The 15,968-nt window shown below is 61.4% G+C and carries 16 protein-coding genes; 6 read left to right on the forward strand and 10 right to left on the reverse strand.

All coding sequences use genetic code 11. The features are described 5' to 3' along the window. Positions 1-742: 742 nt before the first annotated feature. Entirely contained in the window at positions 743-1,165 is a 423-nt protein-coding gene (locus tag WA904_RS15670; RefSeq protein ID WP_425198050.1) for a GFA family protein, read from the reverse strand. Beyond that, a complete protein-coding gene (locus WA904_RS15675) occupies positions 1,162-1,752 on the reverse strand; it encodes an N-acetyltransferase family protein (protein ID WP_425198051.1) in 591 nt (196 codons plus the stop codon). The genes WA904_RS15670 and WA904_RS15675 overlap by 4 nt, the downstream gene beginning before the upstream one ends. A 233-nt stretch (positions 1,753-1,985) precedes the next feature. On the opposite strand from WA904_RS15675, the gene WA904_RS15680 reads away from it, so the two are divergent. Further along, positions 1,986-2,138, forward strand: a complete 153-nt coding sequence (locus tag WA904_RS15680) for a hypothetical protein (RefSeq protein WP_425198052.1) — start codon at positions 1,986-1,988, stop codon at positions 2,136-2,138. Here the strand turns inward: WA904_RS15680 and WA904_RS15685 are convergent. The 8 genes from WA904_RS15685 to WA904_RS15720 form a co-directional block, all read right to left on the reverse strand. Continuing rightward, the gene (locus WA904_RS15685) at positions 2,129-2,464 is read right to left on the reverse strand and encodes a DMT family transporter (protein ID WP_425198053.1); all 336 of its coding nucleotides are present in this window, start codon (positions 2,462-2,464) and stop codon (positions 2,129-2,131) included. The genes WA904_RS15680 and WA904_RS15685 overlap by 10 nt on opposite strands. Before the next feature lie 366 nt (positions 2,465-2,830). After that, positions 2,831-3,352: a GNAT family N-acetyltransferase gene (locus WA904_RS15690; RefSeq protein WP_425198054.1), complete on the reverse strand. Its 522-nt coding sequence runs from the start codon at positions 3,350-3,352 to the stop codon at positions 2,831-2,833. Positions 3,353-3,374: 22 nt separating this feature from the next. After that, on the reverse strand, positions 3,375-4,013 hold the full coding sequence (locus tag WA904_RS15695; RefSeq protein ID WP_425198055.1) for a class I SAM-dependent methyltransferase: 639 nt from the start codon (positions 4,011-4,013) through the stop codon (positions 3,375-3,377). Positions 4,014-4,263: 250 nt separating this feature from the next. Next, a complete protein-coding gene (locus tag WA904_RS15700; protein WP_425198056.1) occupies positions 4,264-4,647 on the reverse strand; it encodes a RidA family protein in 384 nt (127 codons plus the stop codon). A gap of 852 nt (positions 4,648-5,499) precedes the next feature. Further along, positions 5,500-6,705 (reverse strand): CaiB/BaiF CoA transferase family protein, encoded by a 1,206-nt coding sequence (locus WA904_RS15705; protein ID WP_425198057.1) that lies wholly within the window; start codon positions 6,703-6,705, stop codon positions 5,500-5,502. Beyond that, on the reverse strand, positions 6,702-7,028 hold the full coding sequence (locus WA904_RS15710; protein WP_425198058.1) for a polyhydroxyalkanoic acid system family protein: 327 nt from the start codon (positions 7,026-7,028) through the stop codon (positions 6,702-6,704). Before WA904_RS15710 ends, WA904_RS15705 begins: the two co-directional genes overlap by 4 nt. Beyond that, positions 7,021-8,133: an aminopeptidase gene (locus WA904_RS15715; RefSeq protein ID WP_425198059.1), complete on the reverse strand. Its 1,113-nt coding sequence runs from the start codon at positions 8,131-8,133 to the stop codon at positions 7,021-7,023. Before WA904_RS15715 ends, WA904_RS15710 begins: the two co-directional genes overlap by 8 nt. Positions 8,134-8,141: 8 nt before the next feature. Beyond that, the gene (locus tag WA904_RS15720; protein WP_425198060.1) at positions 8,142-10,256 is read right to left on the reverse strand and encodes a molybdopterin-containing oxidoreductase family protein; all 2,115 of its coding nucleotides are present in this window, start codon (positions 10,254-10,256) and stop codon (positions 8,142-8,144) included. Positions 10,257-10,318: 62 nt separating this feature from the next. Between WA904_RS15720 and WA904_RS15725 the strand changes: the two genes are divergently transcribed. From WA904_RS15725 to WA904_RS15745, 5 genes are all read left to right on the forward strand, one after another. Continuing rightward, on the forward strand, positions 10,319-11,449 hold the full coding sequence (locus tag WA904_RS15725) for an ABC transporter substrate-binding protein (protein ID WP_425198061.1): 1,131 nt from the start codon (positions 10,319-10,321) through the stop codon (positions 11,447-11,449). A gap of 95 nt (positions 11,450-11,544) precedes the next feature. Further along, positions 11,545-12,675, forward strand: coding sequence for an ABC transporter substrate-binding protein (locus WA904_RS15730; RefSeq protein ID WP_425198062.1), 1,131 nt, complete (start codon positions 11,545-11,547; stop codon positions 12,673-12,675). Between the two features lie 163 nt (positions 12,676-12,838). After that, the gene (locus WA904_RS15735) at positions 12,839-13,972 is read left to right on the forward strand and encodes an ABC transporter substrate-binding protein (protein WP_425198063.1); all 1,134 of its coding nucleotides are present in this window, start codon (positions 12,839-12,841) and stop codon (positions 13,970-13,972) included. A gap of 215 nt (positions 13,973-14,187) precedes the next feature. Continuing rightward, positions 14,188-15,042 carry a decaprenyl-phosphate phosphoribosyltransferase gene (locus WA904_RS15740; protein WP_425198064.1) on the forward strand — a complete coding sequence of 285 codons (855 nt, stop codon included), beginning with the start codon at positions 14,188-14,190 and terminating at the stop codon, positions 15,040-15,042. Next, positions 15,039-15,962, forward strand: a complete 924-nt coding sequence (locus WA904_RS15745; protein WP_425198065.1) for a lysylphosphatidylglycerol synthase transmembrane domain-containing protein — start codon at positions 15,039-15,041, stop codon at positions 15,960-15,962. Before WA904_RS15740 ends, WA904_RS15745 begins: the two co-directional genes overlap by 4 nt. Positions 15,963-15,968 lie beyond the last annotated feature (6 nt).

Raw genomic sequence — 15,968 nt, forward strand, 5'->3', positions numbered from 1 at the left:
GGTATGCGCAAAACTCCTCTTGGGGGTTGTGAGACAAGGCGGCGAAACACATGAAGAGGGCGAGAGGGATAGCCAACGTCGCCGGAATGACGCCCCAGGTAAGCAGCCGCCGATGTGCAATTCGCATTGTCTGTGCCTTAACTCAATGCATACCGCAGAGCCAGCCGCATAACTTGGCCGCTGCGATACAACTCCGTCCACTGGTGGTCCGCTAAGTCCTTGTCGCCCCAAGCTTTTTGATGCATGAACGTTCCTCGTCAATAGTTAAACCGTACACCAAACGCTTCCCGATTCTAGGTGGGGCGTGTTGCATAGAAAAATGTGCTCCTAGCCCTTATTCCATGGGCGAAAGTAGCTACCAATAGCGTAGCGCTTAGCCGCTTACCCACAATACCCCGCTCCCTCAGCGCACAGATCTGACCCTCCGTCAACCCCACCTCACGCAGCACCGCATCGGTGCCCTGACCCAACGCGGGCGCATTACGCAGCTGGCTGCCGGGCGTAGCTGAGAGCTTGGGTATAAAGCCTATCACGGCCAGATTTGAGCCATCGCTCATCTGCACTTTTGCAGCATACCTCTCCTACCGACTGGCGCATCGGTGACGCAGATTCCATGTCGGCTCGGGCCCCAGCAGAGTCCACCATAGATGCCGGATATACGACTGCAGGCGCTTCCCCAATAGCCAATCTACCAGTCAGTTTTTTTGCCCTTGTGGGGAGTCCATATAGGAAGGGTTCGGCGTCATTTCGTGCCCACAGACAATGTTGAAGGGGGTGGACTTTCCTCGAACTGAGGAGCGTCCCCACCAATTTGGTCCCACGGTGCTTTTGATCCGACAAACGTATGCATTTCAATCTGAACACCGGGATCACCATCGACGGTTCCGAGTGTTACGCCATGTACCTTCCCGTCGAAAATACCGCACAGCGTTGAACCACAAGTACGGCAGAACGCGAGCCCCCAACCTTGCGCAGAGGTGTATGTACAAAGTTCATCTTTGCCGGTGGTCCAACGGAACTCACTGCCATCTGCCATTTCGGCATAGGCCGATGATGCGCCGCTAAAAGCCTTGCGACAGCGCGAGCAATGACAGGCCTGCGCACCTTTTAGTGCGCCGTCTATTCGGAAGCGGACTGCGCCGCAAAAGCATCCACCCTCAATCATTGCTTATCGCTCCTGATGACGTCCAACGTGAAGGTGACCGGACCACAACACACAGCGGCGAAGCCGCCTTCTGCTGTTGTGGGGGAGTCCATATATGACGAGTTAGGCGGTAACGAAAGCGTAGCGCAATAGCCCTTGAGGGTTTCGTACAGCGCAGCAGAAGACACTTCAAAATGCACCCTCCCATCGAGACTTGGTACGCGAGAGAACCCAAGCTTCTGGTGCAGTCGGATTGATTTTTCATTCGACGCGTGCACGCGTGTGCGGAGCGTGGCAGTCGGCCAAGTCTTTATGCATGCCGCGGCCTGCGCGAGGAGCGGGCGAAGAATGGAGGTGCCTTTGTACTGCGGGTGAATCTGAAGCGAGGGGACGTAGAACCTGCCATCCACGGGGGGGACGTATTCAAGATAGGCAACGAGCCTCGCGTCCCTTCTTACCCCTAGGAGCTTTGCGCCGTTCGCAATTTCTCGTCGCAGCCTTTCGAGTCGAATCGATGGTTCGAACACGCTGTTTGCCGCAACAAAGTTAGCAGCCATGTTCAGGCGATCCAGTTCAACGATCTCTTCTTCAAGTTCCGAGAACGTCATCGCAAGTCGTTTAACTCAATATATACCGCACAGCTTGCGGCATAACCCGGCCGTTGCGGTATAACTCCGACCGCTGAATTGCTGCCAAGTCCTTGCCGGGCCAAGAAATTTTATGCATTGCCGCTCCCCGTCAAGTAGTTAAACCTCACACCACAAACGCTTCTCCATTCTAGGCGGGGCGTGTTCTATAACAAAATGTGCCACTAGCCCTTATTTTACGGGCGTCAGCAGCTATGAATAACGTAGCATCCAGCCCCTCACCCCACGACACCGCGCTGCCTCAACGCACCGATCTGCGCCTCCGTCAGCCCTACCTATGGCAGCACCGCATCGGTGTCCTGTCCCAGCTCGGGCGCATTGCGGCGCTGGCCGTCAATCATCGCTGACCACCAAGATTGAGCATCACGACGCCCGCAACTACGCAAACAAGACCTAGCGCCTTGATGCAGCCCATCTGCTCCCCGTAGAACGCGATGCCGACAAGGGCGGTTGCTGCAGTGCCGCTTGCGGCCCAGACTGCATAGGTAATGCCCATCTCGAGTTGCCGCATGGCAACTGCCATGAGCCAGATGGCAAGCGCGTAGCACGCTGCCGCCGCTCCAGAAGGGACGAGTTTGGAAAAACCATCCGAGTGCTTGAGCGCAACTGTTCCGACGACTTCTGCGATGACGCTGACTGCGATGAGCAGCCAGGCCGACAGGCTGGATTTCATTTGGCACCTCTGCCGAACTTGCCCGTTTGTCACTTGTACCGAGTGACACGAGCAGTGCGGTTGAGCGGTACCTGTAGAAGGCCGACAGTGTATCAAGGCCCAAGTCGGTTGCATTGCGGCGCTGGTTGCCGGGGTGGTTGAGAGCTTGGGCACAAAGCCGGCGCGGCCAGATCCGACCCGTCGTCCATCTGCACCTTTTGAAGCCTGCCGCTCGTACCGACTGACGCGCTGGTGATGCAGATTCCATGTCGGCACGGGACAAATACGATCCCACCTCAGATGCCGAATATACGACTGCAGGCACTTCCCCAAAAGCCAACTATCGGTCAGTTTCTTGCCGTTGAGAGGGAGTCCATATACGACATGCTAGGCGTCACTGTCGGGCGCTTGAGCAACCGGATGGAGCCATTGCTCGGCGCTTGAGTTCGATGTGGGTGAGAGCAAGCGAAACTTCGACTTCTGCAGCACTCGACGTGAGGCGACGTTCTTGGGATTGATGAAGGCCACCACTTCGATACCAGCGGCAGCCAACGTGCCTGAGACTTGAGTCGTGGACTCAGTCGCGAAGCCGTTGCTTCGGAGCTCGTGGCGCACGGCGTAGATGAGCTCGAGCTGCCCGTCAAGTACCTTGGCCGTTGCCTTGCACTCGACATGGCCGACGAGGCGTCCAGAGGCTAGTTCCTTGACCGCCCATGCAAGGTGCCGGTGGTTGGCGTCCGCGCGGAGCGTTGTGAACGCCTCGAACAGAGCGCTACCGCGCGGTGATCCCGGGAACGATCTGCTCAGAAAGGCTTCAACTGAATCTTCCGCCATCCAGTCAAGGAATTCAACGCGCTGCGCCGGCGCGTACGGTTCTAGCGCCAAGCGACAGGTGTGAAGACTCTGCATCACGAGGGGTTAGACCTTGGCTTCATTGAGGCCTGCCAATAAAAGCAACGGTGGTGTAGCGAACGGCCAAACGACCATCTTTCGCGAATCGTCGGAAGATTTGACGAACCTGTTGACATGCCTCCTGACCAAGCGATGAGTTTCTGTCTGGCATGTATGACCGGGAGAACACCAAGCTGAGTATTCCAGCCTCATCCAGGCAATGTTCATGCGGCCAGCTCAGCTGGATAGGTGTTGCCGCCCCGAAAAACGCTGGGACATTGCTCCGTTCCTCATGAGCGACGAGTGCACCGCGCTTGGCGCCACCGTAGTACGCAAAGATCTCGTCCAAGGCGACATGTAGAGGGTCGGTTAGCACTCGGTCATTCCAGATCAGCGCCACCTTCCCGTGGGGGCGGAGAACACGGAAGAACTCGACCCTTGCCCTTTCGATTTCGAACCAGTGGAATGCCTGAGCGGCAGTGATCAAGTCAACAGATGACGAGGAGACCGGTATAGCTTCTGCGGCTCCATCTGCGCTGCGGTAACCCTGAAGGCCTGCGAGCAGTTGATCGGCGGCAGCGCGCATGCCGGCGCTCGGCTCAATGGCAGTCACGCTGTAGCCGCGAGCAAGAAGTCCTTGCGTAAGCAGGCCGGTACCAGCGCCGATGTCAGCAATCATTGCGCCTGGGCGCAAGTTGCATTGAACACGAAGCGACTCAAACAATGGTGCCGGATAGTCTGGTCGCGATACTACGTAGTCGGTGACCTTGGACGAAAAGACTTCCCCCACACCTCCTTGGAGCTCGTAGAGTGATCGCAGTTGAGCACCTGTGTCGATGGACATTGTGAGCTTCCAAGGTCTAACGCGCCGTTAACCGGCGCATCCATATTCGTGAACGTCTCCAGAAGCCGCGAGTACCGCCCGGCAGCTACGCTTTGATCACCGTGGCGTCAATTTCCACAAGTTGGTCCACATGACCTAAAGTTGCAACCCCGAGCAAGGTAGCTGGTGGCACGCCGTTTCCAAATTGCTCTACCACGGCTGCCCATGCATTTGAGAGGTTTGTTTGTTCGCCAACAACGTACACGACCAACCTCCGAATATCTTCCTTTGCGAAATCGTGTATTTCTAACAACTTCCCTAAATTCACAAGGCACTGGTGTGATTGTACGTAGGGATCATTTAAGCCAACCAGCAGACCATCGCTGTTGTGGGGTACCTGACCGGCAACGAATAACTGCTTCCCCATCTTTTCGACATAGCGGTACCCCGGTGTCTGTGCGAGACCTGCTTTCGTTTCTTCTTCGTTCATTCTCGTTTTTCTTCGGCGGTTCGATTAGTCTGCGTCGTTCGGTACGGCAAGGTACGGCGCGCCAGCTAACGTTCGACATGAGCGGCAGACGCAGGTCGGCGAAGGCCGCCTGTGACTGTCCGCTCGATAGAGAGGTTATGCCCCTCCGACATTCGGCGCCTGTGCCGCCTAGCTTCAATCCCCCCGAGATCGGCTTTGTAGCCACAGTAGCTACCTTCCGAACTCCCCCACTGTTTTTCGTACTCCACCCTGATACTCTCGTTTGAGATTGCGAGGGCGACTGGTTCAGAGATGCCCTCAGGCGATTCAGGCTTCACCAGTACGAGTCTCGAGCCTTCAAGCTTGGCTATTCCGGTGACGTCGCAGGAGTACGCCTCAGTGGCTGAAAACTTAACAAGACTGTTCAGAGAGACTCGTGCGGTGTCAACGGAGAGACGCTTAACCGACATGGACCACGACTCGTCTGAGGAGGCACACACTGATTTGCTGTGACAAGAGGCGTACTTGCCTTCGATTTCCCAAAGCAAATCCGTCGCACTCGCTGGACCGAACTGCACGGCAACAAATACGGCGATGACATAACGGAAGCGCATGTTACAAAGGGGCATAACTCAATGTATACCGCAAAGCCTGCGGTATAACTTGGCCGCTGCGGTATAACTCGGCCCGCTGATTTGTTGCCAAGTCCTTGTTGTACCAAGAGTTTTTATGCATGGACGCTCCCTGTCATGTAGTTAAACCGCACACCAAACACCGCATGATTCTGGGATCGGCAGGGTCTTATAGCCAAATCTGCCTCAGGCCCTTATCCCACAAGCGCCACCAGCTATCAATAACGTAGCGTATGGTCGCTCACCCCACAACCCCACGTTGCCTCAGCGCATCAATCTGCGCCTCCGTCAACCCCACCTCACGCAGCACTGCATCGGTGTCCTGACCCAGCGCAGGAGCATTACGCCGCTGGCTGCCAGGAGTTACTGAGAGCTTGGGCACAAAGCCCGGCACCGCCAGTTCCGAGCCGTCGTCCATCAGCATCTTCTGCAGCATGCCGCGCGCGGCGTAGTGCGGGTCGGCGGCGATGTCGGCCACGGTGTAGATTTTTCCTGCGGGTACTTCGGCGCTTTCCAGCGCTGCCAGAACTTCTTCCACCGTCAGTCCGGCTGCCCATTGGCCAATCGCGTCGTCAAGCTCCTGCACGCGCGTCACGCGGCCGTCGTTGCTGGCTAGTGCGGCGTCGGCGGCCAGGTCGGGCCGGCCTATGCACTGCATCAGGCGTTTGAAGATGCTGTCGCCGTTGCCTGCAATCAACGCGTACGCGCCATCGCTGCACCGGTAGGCATTGCTGGGCGCAATGCCGGGCAGGGCGCTGCCGGCCGGGCCGCGCACGGCGCCGAAGGCACTGTATTCGGGCAGCAGGCTTTCCATGCAGTTGAAGACCGCCTCGTACAGCGCCACGTCAACGACCTGACCTTTTCCCGAGGCATGGCGGTGTTGCAGCGCCAGCAAAATGCCGATGACGCCATGCAGCGCGGCCAGCGTGTCGCCGATGCTCACGCCGACACGCACTGGTACGCGGCCTGGCTCGCCGGTCAGGTGGCGCAGGCCGCTCATGGCTTCGGCCACCACGCCAAAGCCCGGGCGGTCGCGGTAGGGGCCGGTCTGGCCGTAGCCGCTGATGCGCAGCATGATGAGCCGGGGGTTGAGCTGGAGCAGTTCGTTGGGGCCCAGGCCCCAGCCCTCCATGGCGCCGGGCCGGAAGTTTTCAATCAGCACGTCGGCGTCAAGCGCGAGTTTGCGCACAATGTCTTGCGCTTCAGCCTGTCGCAAATCGAGCGCCACGGAGCGCTTGTTGCGCGACTGGACTTGCCACCAGACCGAGGTGCCGTCTTTCAGCAGCCGCCACTTGCGCAGCGGGTCACCGGTGCGCGGGGCTTCGATCTTGATGACGTCGGCGCCAAAGTCGGCCAGCGTCTTGGCGGCAAAGGGTCCGGCGATGAGCTGGCCCAGTTCCACCACCTTCAGGCCGGTCAGCGGGCCCGGCTGGGCCGTGGTCGTCATTTCGCCGCGGGCTTCTTTTTGGCGACAGGCTTTTTCTGCGCCAGCAGCGCATCGAGGTTCTTGACGATTTCGCCCTCGATCTTGTCCTTGAAGGCGCCGAGCAGGAAACCCAGTTTGGCGTCGAGTTCGAACAGGTCTTCGGTCACCTTGAGCGTGCCGCTGACGCCCGAACGCGTGAAGCTGACTTCGTCCTCGCTGGTGCCTTCTTCATAGGTGCAGCTCATGTCGAATTTTTCCTCGACCTGCTCGGCCCATTTGAAAGCGATCTTGCGCGCCTGGGCGAGGCCCAGGGTGTGCTCGCGCTCGATATGGATGTCAGCCATCGGGTGTCTCCTTGTTCTGGTTGGCCATGAAGGTGTGGAGCAGGGCGTGCCGCTCCTGTTTGGGCAGGGTTGTCAGCCGCTTGACCGCGGCGTAAAACCGCCGCCAGTCCTTGCCTTCGCGCACAAACAGCGCTTCGAAGCCCGGGACCATTTCATCATAGGCAGCCAGTGCGCCGAGCGAGGCGTTGTTGGTGCTGGCCACCCAGCGGTCATAACCCGCATAGCCGTCCCAGGCGGCCTTGAGCTCGGCATAACGCGCGTGGAAGGCCTGCATTGCTACGTTTTTCATAGCTACTTGCGCCCGCCGGTCAAGGGCTGAGGCCGTATTTTGCTTGTAAATCTCACTGAGTTCGCGGCGCAGGCCCAGGGTCAGCGTACGGAACTGCAGGCGGCGCTCGCTGTACAGCTCGTATTCCTTGCGGGCGGCGGGGCTACCGTGCTGGCTCAGCCAGCGTGTGCTGCCCAGGCGTTCGACGGCAGTGGCAAAAGATTCGTTGAAATCCATGTCGTCGGTGGCATACACCACCTGGTGCGCCAGCTCATGGAAGATCAGCCGCGCAAGCTCGCCTTCGGGGTAGCCGATGAAGGTGTTCAGCAGCGGGTCGCCGCCGGCCCAGTTCATCCAGCCCAGCGTGGAATAGGCCGGCACACCATAGACGCTGACTTCCAGTCCTTCTGCACCCAGCTTTTTTGCTTCGGCGCGTGCTTCGGCTTCCTCGAAAAAGCCCTTGTAGCCGACGCAGCCGGTGACCGGGAAACACCAGGTATGCAGGGCCAGCGAAAACTCGGGCGCGGCGGACACATTCCACACCACGGCCTTGCGGCGCAGGTCGGCATAACGCTGGTAACTGGCGTTGTCGGGCAGCTGGAGCTCGCTCACGGCAAAGCGCCGGATCTTCTGCGACAGGGCGAGGCGGGTCTTGAGCTTTTCGGGGGTCTCGCTGTCCTGCAGCCAGTCGTCCACCGGCCGGGCGGCATTGATCAGCTGCAGGTGGCCGCTGACCGACTGCCAGTAATAACCCAGGCTGGCGCAACCGGGCAGACCCAGCAGCAGGGTGCCTGCAAGCAGGGCAGCTGTTCGGGGTGATATCCGCAGGGAAACCATGGGTCGTGTCAGCTTGCTGGCGCAGTGTCCGCCTGCACTTCGACCAGGCAGTCGTAAAACACCGGGCCATGGCCCAGGTCGGTCAGGTGCTGGCTGGTCAGCTGGTTGACGTTGGTGCCGTCCATCCCGAGCTTGCGCCACCAGATGCCCAGGCCATGGACCACCCCCGGCCGGGCGCGTGCGGACACCTCGGCCTTGACCCGGTAGTCGCCGCGCTGGTTGAACACCTTCACGACGGTGCCGGTGCTGATGCCGCGTGCCAGCGCATCGTCTGCGTGTATCTCCAGCACCGGCTCGCTTTCGATGTCGCGCAGGCTTTTGACGTTGACGAAGCTGGAGTTCAGGAAGTTGCGCGCCGGCGGCGAGATCATCGCCAGCGGGAAGCTGACCGAGGTGCCGGCGGCTTCGTGGTTGGGCACATGGTCGGGCAGGCCGTCCAGTCCCTGCGCGGCAAGGCGCGCGCTGAAAAACTCGCATTTGCCCGAAGGCGTGGGGAAGCGGCCCTCGGCAAACGGTGCATCGGGCACCGGCAGCGTGGCAAACCCCTTGTCCAGCAGCTCATTGAAATCAACCCGGTCGCCGTCCGGGTGGCTGAAGGCGGTGCGGCACAGGGTTTCGTCGTCGTCGGCAAAGCAGGGTTCGGTCCAGCCCATGCGGGCGGCGAGGCCGCGAAAAATTTCAGTGTTGGGCCGGGCCTGGCCCACGGGTGCAATCGCCGGTCGGTTCAGCAGCACATCGGTGTGGCCATAGGCGCCGTGCACGTCCCAGTGTTCGAGCTGCGTGGTGGCCGGCAGGATGAAGTCGGCATAGTCGGCGGTGTCGGTCTGGAAGTGCTCCAGCACCACGGTGAAGAGGTCCTCCCGCGCAAAGCCCTGCACCACCTTGCCCGACTCCGGGGCCACGGCCACGGGGTTGCTGTTGTAGACAATCAGCGCCTCGATCTTCGGGCCGAAAGCTGCAGAACTGTCCCGGAGCAGGTCGTCGCCGATGCTGATCATGTTGAGCAGGCGCGGCTGCCTGCCGGCGAGCAGGTCGGGCCGCTGCAGTGCCGCACGGTTGACCGGAACCGAGCCCGAGCTTGACAGCAGCATGCCGCCGGCGCGGTACCGCCAGGCACCAGTCAGCGCCGGCAGGCAGGCCACCGCGCGGGTGGCGTTGCCGCCGCCGTGCACGCGCTGCATGCCGTAGTTCAGGCGTATCGCCGCAGGCTCCCCGTTGACGAAACACTGGCCATAGTCGCGCGCCAGCGACCGGACCTGCTCCGCCGGAACACCGCAAACCTCTGCGACGCGCTCCGGATTCCATAGCAGTGCACGCTCGCGCAGCAAGGGCCAGCCGACGGTATGGTTCTCAATGTAGGCGTGGTCCAGCCAGTTATTGACGATCAGCTCATGCATCAGGCCCAGGGCCAGCGCGGCGTCGGTGCCAGGCCGCAGGGCGATGTGCTCGTGGCATTTCTCGGCGGTTTCGGTTTTGCGCGGATCGATGCAGATGATTTTTGCGCCCTGACGCTTGGCCTCCTGCACATAGCGCCAGAAGTGCAGGTTGCTGGCAATCGAATTGCTGCCCCAGATCAGGATGAGTCTGGCCTCGGCAAAAAATTCGACCTTCATGCCGACCTTGCCGCCCAGTGTCTGCACCAGGCCTTCGCCGCCGGCGGCCGAGCAGATGGTGCGCTCCAGCAGCGAAGCGCCCAGCTTGTTGAAAAAGCGCGCGGCCATGCTTTCGCTTTGCACCAGGCCCATGGTGCCGGCGTAGCTGTAGGGCACGATCGCCTCCGAGTTGCGCTGCGCGATGGCTTGCAGCCGGCCGGCAATTTCGCCGAGTGCCGCGTTCCAGCTGACGGGCTCGAATTGCCCCGAGCCCTTGGGCCCCACCCGCTTGAGCGGCTGCAGGATGCGCTCGGGGTGGTAGCTGCGCTCGGTGTAGCGCGACACCTTGGTACAGAGCACACCGCCGGTCTGCGGGTGTTCCGGATTGCCCTGGACCTTGACCGCCACACCGTCCTCCACCGTGGTCAGCAGGGAGCAGGTGTCCGGACAGTCATGCGGGCAGGCGCCGCGCACTTTGACCGAAGCTTTCGCCAAACTGACACTAGGGGAGATGCGGATGGAGGAAGTCATAAATAAGAACTACATTTTCTTACAAGGAATCGTTCTTGGCTGGACGGCCAAGGAAAACCATCATGAAGACATTTCACACTCTGGGGCGAGCCCTCATCGTAGCGGCTCTGCTGCTGGCAAGTACATCGGGGCGTACCCAGGACGGCGTCAGTAAAACAGGCATTGTGCTTGGGCAATCCCTGGCGCTGACCGGACCGGGCTCCGCGCTGGCCCAGCCTTTTTACCAGGGGGCCAAGCTCTACTTCGACAGCGTGAATGCCGCCGGTGGCATCCATGGCCGCAAGATCGAGCTGGTCACGCTGGACGACCAGGGCAATCCGGCCAACACCGTGGCCGCCACGAAGAAACTGCTTGAGCAGGGTGTGCTGTCGCTGTTCGGTTTTTACGGCTCGCCGCAAGTGACGGCCGCCTACCCCTTGATCAAGGACAGCGATGTCCTGCTGTTTGCACCGATGGCGGCGGCCGACGAGTTTCGCGGCGCGCTGTATGGCAACGTTTACTCCCTGCGTCCCGGTTATTCGGAAGAGGCGGCGGCCATCACCAGGCACGCCGCCACGCTGGGTGCGCGCAAGCTTGCCATCCTGCATGCGAGCGACGGCGAATCCATGGCCGCGCTGGATTCGGCCCAACGGACCATGACGAGCATGGGGGCCAACCTGATTGCCACCGCGCCTTTTGCCGGCGCCAGCCTGGCCGGTAGCGTGAGCAAGGCGCTGGCCGCGGCTCCGGAGTCTGTCCTGGTGATCAGCGACTCCCAGGGTGCTGCCGCAGTGGTGCGCGAGCTGCGGGCCAAAGGTTTTCGCGGGCCGATTTACGGTTTTTCCAATACCGGCGAGAGCCTGCTGGCCGAGCAACTGGGCAAGGCCGGTGCCGGCGTGGTGGTTGCCCGCGTGGTACCCAAGAGCGACAGCAGCAAGGTACCGCTGGTGCGCGAGCTGCAGGCCGAAGCCGCTGCCGCCAAGCTGGGCAAGCCCAATGTGTACATGCTCGAGGGCTACATCGCCGCCCGGGTCTATGCCGAAGCCTTGCGGCGCGCCGGCAAGGACCTGACACGCGCCAAACTCCAGAAAGCCATCGATACGCTGGACGACGTCAGCGTCGGCGGTTTTCGGGTTCATTTCATTGACGACCACGTCGGGTCCCGGCTGGTCGAGCTGGGCTTGATCGACTCGCAGGGGCGGGTGCGCGAATAGAAGGTATCACCGCAGGATTCAGGCGTGAATCTGGCGCCATGGTTTCGTTCAATGGAGGCAACCGCCGCCATGAACCACTTTTCAGGGAAACACCAATGACAACATCTCATCCCCTGAGGCAAACCCTGGCTGCGGCGGCTTTGCTGCTGGCCAGCGCCCTTAGCTTTTGCCAGGACGGCGTGAGCAAGACCCATATCGTGTTGGGGCAGTCCCTGCCTCTGACCGGTCCGGGCTCGTCGCTGGCCAAGCCCTTCCATCAGGGCGCCAAGATGTACTTTGACCGCGTCAACGCGGCCGGCGGCATCCATGGCCGCCAGATCGAACTCGTCACTCTGGATGACGAAGGCTACGCGGCGACCACGGCGGCAAACACGCAAAAACTGCTTGCGCAGGGTGTGTTTTCCCTCTTTGGCTTTTATGGCTCCCCCCAGGTCACCACGGTTTACCCGTTCATCAAGAACGGCGAAACAGTCCTGTTCGCCCCCATGGCTGCCGCCGATGAATTCAGGGGCCCTCAGTACCCCAACGTTTATTTGCTGCGTCCCGGCTATTCGGAAGAGGCCGCAGCGGTGGCAAAACATGCCGAAACCCTGGGGGCCCGAAAATTCTTCATTCTTTACGCTGGCGACAGCGAATCCCAGGCGGCGCTGGATTCCGCAACACGGGTCTTCACCAGTCTTGGCGTCAATTTGCTGGGCAAGGACACCCTGGGTTCGGCCGGGCTCGCGGCCACGGTCGACAAGGTGCTTGCGGCCCGGCCTGAATCGGTTCTCCTGATCAGTGATTCCGTTGCCGCCGCTCCTGCGGTGCGCGCCCTGCGTGCCAAGGGTTTCCGTGGGGCTATTTACGGCTTTTCCAACACGGGTGAAAGCCTGCTGGCCGAGCAGCTTGGCCCGGCAGGGGCTGGCGTGGTGGTGGTACGGGCGGTGCCAAAAAGCGACGGCAACCGCGTGGCAGTGGTGCGCGAGTTGCAGGAGGACGCGGCGGCCGCCAAGCTGGGCAAACCCAATGTCTACATGCTGGAAGGCTATATTGCCGCGCGGGTGTATGCCGAGGCATTGCGGCGCGTCGGCAAAGACCCGACGCGGGTCAAACTCAGAAAGGCCATTGATGGGCTGAACGAGGTGAACATAGGCGGTTTTCGCGTTCACTTCACCGAAGACCGTGTGGGCTCCCGCCTGGTTGAGCTCAGCCTGATTGATTCGCAGGGGCGCGTGCGGGAGTAGTTGGTACGTCGCGACACATGTCTGACAAAAAGCTGACGAAAATTTAAGGGTTTACCCTTTATTTTGTTAATTTTGAGTACTAAAGCACGTATTTCCTTAAAGCAGTGACGGTGAGGTGAGTGGGCATTAACCTTCAAGCCGCTTGTTTGGCGAGAATGAACGCATGCATATCAATCGCCGAAAATTCTCCCTCACCGCTGGCGCTGCCATGCTCGCCGGTTTCAACATTGTCCGGGCCCAGTCCGACAGCAAAATCGTGCTGGGCCAGTCGGCTGCCTTCACCGGCCCGGCCGCACAGCTGGGCATCCAGTTCTACCAGGGCGCCAAAGTCTATTTTGACCAGGTTAACGCCCAGGGCGGCGTCGGCAAGCGCCTGATCGAAATCCGCAATCTCGATGACGGTTACGAGCCGGATCGCTGCGCCGAAAACACCCGCAAGCTGATTGCCGACGACGTGTTCGCGCTGTTCGGCTACATCGGCACCCCGACCAGCCTGGCGGCCTTGCCGCTGGCGACCAAGGAAAAGGTCCCGTTTATCGCGCCCTTCACCGGCGCCATGGGTTTGCGCGAGCCCTTCAACAAATACGCCTTTCATGTCCGGGCCTCCTACAACGACGAGACCGGACTGATCGTCAAGCAGCTGACCAGCCTCGGGCTGAAAAAAATCGCGGTGTTCTACCAGAACGACGCCTACGGCAAGGCGGGGCTCGATGGCGTGAACCTGGCCTTGAGCAGCCTGGGGCTGAAGACCGTGGCCCAAGCCACCGTGGAACGAAACTCCGTGGACGTAGCCGTCGCTGTTAAAACCCTGGTGGCAGCCGGCCCCGACGCTGTGGTGCAGATCAGTGCCTACAAATCCTGCGCCGCCTTCATTCGCGAAGCGCGCAAGGCCGGTTATGGCGGGACGTTTTACAACGTGTCTTTTGTCGGCACCCAGGCCCTGGCCGACGAGCTTGGCAAGGAGGGCGCTGGTGTGGTGGTGTCGCAAGTGATGCCTTCGCCTTACAACGCGGCGCGCCCGATTGCGCGCGAATTTGTAGACGCCGTGAAAGCGGCCGGCAAGGGCGCCCAGGCCAATTTTTCCAGTATGGAAGGCTATATCGCCGCCAGGCTGCTGGTGGACGGGCTCAAGCGCGCGGGTCCCAAGCTCACGCGCGAGTCCCTGATCGCCGGCCTGGAGGGCATAGGCAGCCAGTCACTGGGTGGCTTTTCTGTTTCGTTCTCTCCGAACGACCATGTGGCGTCGAGTTTCGTGGAGCTGTCCATGCTGACCGGCGATGGGCGCGTGCGCACCTGAGCCAGCGCCCGGACAGGCCTGCAGACGCTACTGTTTTGATAGCAGTCTGCGCACATGGATAAAGGGCTGGAGGTCTTTTTTTCATGTAAGAATTCCCGAAAACCAGGCGGGACATGACTGCAGGCCCGGGTGACGGGTGCAAAGCGCCGTCAGTTATGCTTGACGCCGACCGGATGTGCTCCATACGCCGGCGTCCACCACTGCACACACTGCCCATGCGCCTATTGCCCAGCCTCGCCGTCCTGATGCGGCCCCACCAGTGGCTTAAAAACGCCTTTGTGTTTGCCGGTCTGGTGTTCAGTGAGAGCTGGAGCAACGGGCCGCTGGCATTCAGGGTGCTCCAGGCCTTTGCCGCGTTTTGCTGCCTGTCCAGCATGGTCTACATCCTCAATGACTGGCTGGACCGGGCCAGCGATGCCCGCCATCCGGTCAAGCGCCACCGGCCGCTGGCCAGCGGTGCCGTGCCGCCCGCGGCGGCGCTGTTGCTGGCTGCGCTGCTGGCGGTCATCGGCCTGGCTTTTGCCTGGGGCAGCAAAGTCCTGCTGGTGTTGCTGGGCATCTATGTCCTGCTGAACTTGGCGTATTCATGGCGGCTCAAGCAGGTGCCGGTGGTTGATGTCTCCATCATCGCCTCGGGCTTCATGCTCAGGCTGCTGGCCGGCACGCTGGCGGTGGGTATTCCACCTTCGCGCTGGCTGCTGCTGGCCGGGCTGTTTGTGGCGCTGTTTCTGGGTTTTTCCAAACGCAAGGCGGAAAGTTTTCATGACGAGGCCGGCCAGCGGGCCGTGCTTGAGCATTACCCGCCCGCGCTGCTGGACATGTTCATGGCCGTGACCATGACGGCCAGCCTGATGACCTACGGCCTGTTTGCCACCAGCCCGGAAGCGCAGCTGCAGCACGGCGACCGCCTGGTCTACAGCGTGCCTATCGTTATTTTTGCCATGCTGCGTTATGCCTACCAAGTGCACCGGGGCCGCGGCGAGGACGTCTCGCGCGACTTGCTGCGCGACCCGTGGATCCTGCTGGCGCTGGTGGCCTGGCTAGCGGTCTTTCTGGGGCACCGCCTTTGACGCAGGAAGCGCCGCCGACCCGCCTGCCGCTCAAGTCCCTGCTGCTGGTGCTCGGTCTGGCGGCCACGGCCTATGCCGTCGCGCTCGCCGTATTCGGTGAAGGCCACCGGCTGGCCACCCTCCAGCGGCTGGTTTCCGTGGTCGGCCTGCAGGCTGCAGCGCTGTGCCTGCTGAATTACCTGCTGCGCGGCCTTCGCTGGCGCATGTGGATGGCCGCGTATGGGCGGCCGCTGGGGCTGCTGGAAGGCTTGCGCCTGTACCTGGCGGGCTATACCTTCACGCCGACGCCGGGCAACATCGGCGAGGCGGCGCGCGGGCTGATGCTGGCGCACCGGCCGCTGGGCGCGGCGCAGAGCCTGGCGATTTTTGGCGCCGAACGCCTGGCCGACCTGCTGTGCCTGCTGTTGATGTGCCTGCCGGTCGCTTGGTGGCTGGTGGCCTTGAACGAGCCGCTGGCCTGGCGCCTTGCCGTGCTTGGCGGCTTGCTGGTGCTGGGAATGGGGGCGCTTTTCTGGGGCTTCCGGCGGCGCCTGCTGGTCCGCCTTTCCTGGCTGCGTGATGCCTGGCATTGCCTGGCGACCCGGCCTGCTGTCTGGCTGGCACTGACCGGGGTGGCCTGGGCCGCCCAGGGCCTGGCCGTCTGGCTGTTGTGCCGTGATGCCGGGCTTTCCATCGGGATGTTGCAGGCCGCCGGGTTTTACGCGGTCGCCATGGTCGGCGGCGCGCTTTCGCTGTTGCCGGCGGGCCTGGGGGGCATGGAAGCCGTGCTGACGGGGCTGCTGGTGGTGCATGGCGCCAGCGCGGCCCAGGCGCTTGGCATCACGGTGCTGGTCAGGCTGCTGACCCTGTGGCTGGCGGTGGCCCTGGGCGCGCTGGCGCTGGTCTATAGTGCCGCCATTCGCGACATCAGTTTCAGATAGCCGTCC

The sequence above is a fragment of the Polaromonas sp. genome (assembly GCF_049790275.1).
Classification (GTDB): domain Bacteria; phylum Pseudomonadota; class Gammaproteobacteria; order Burkholderiales; family Burkholderiaceae_C; genus Polaromonas.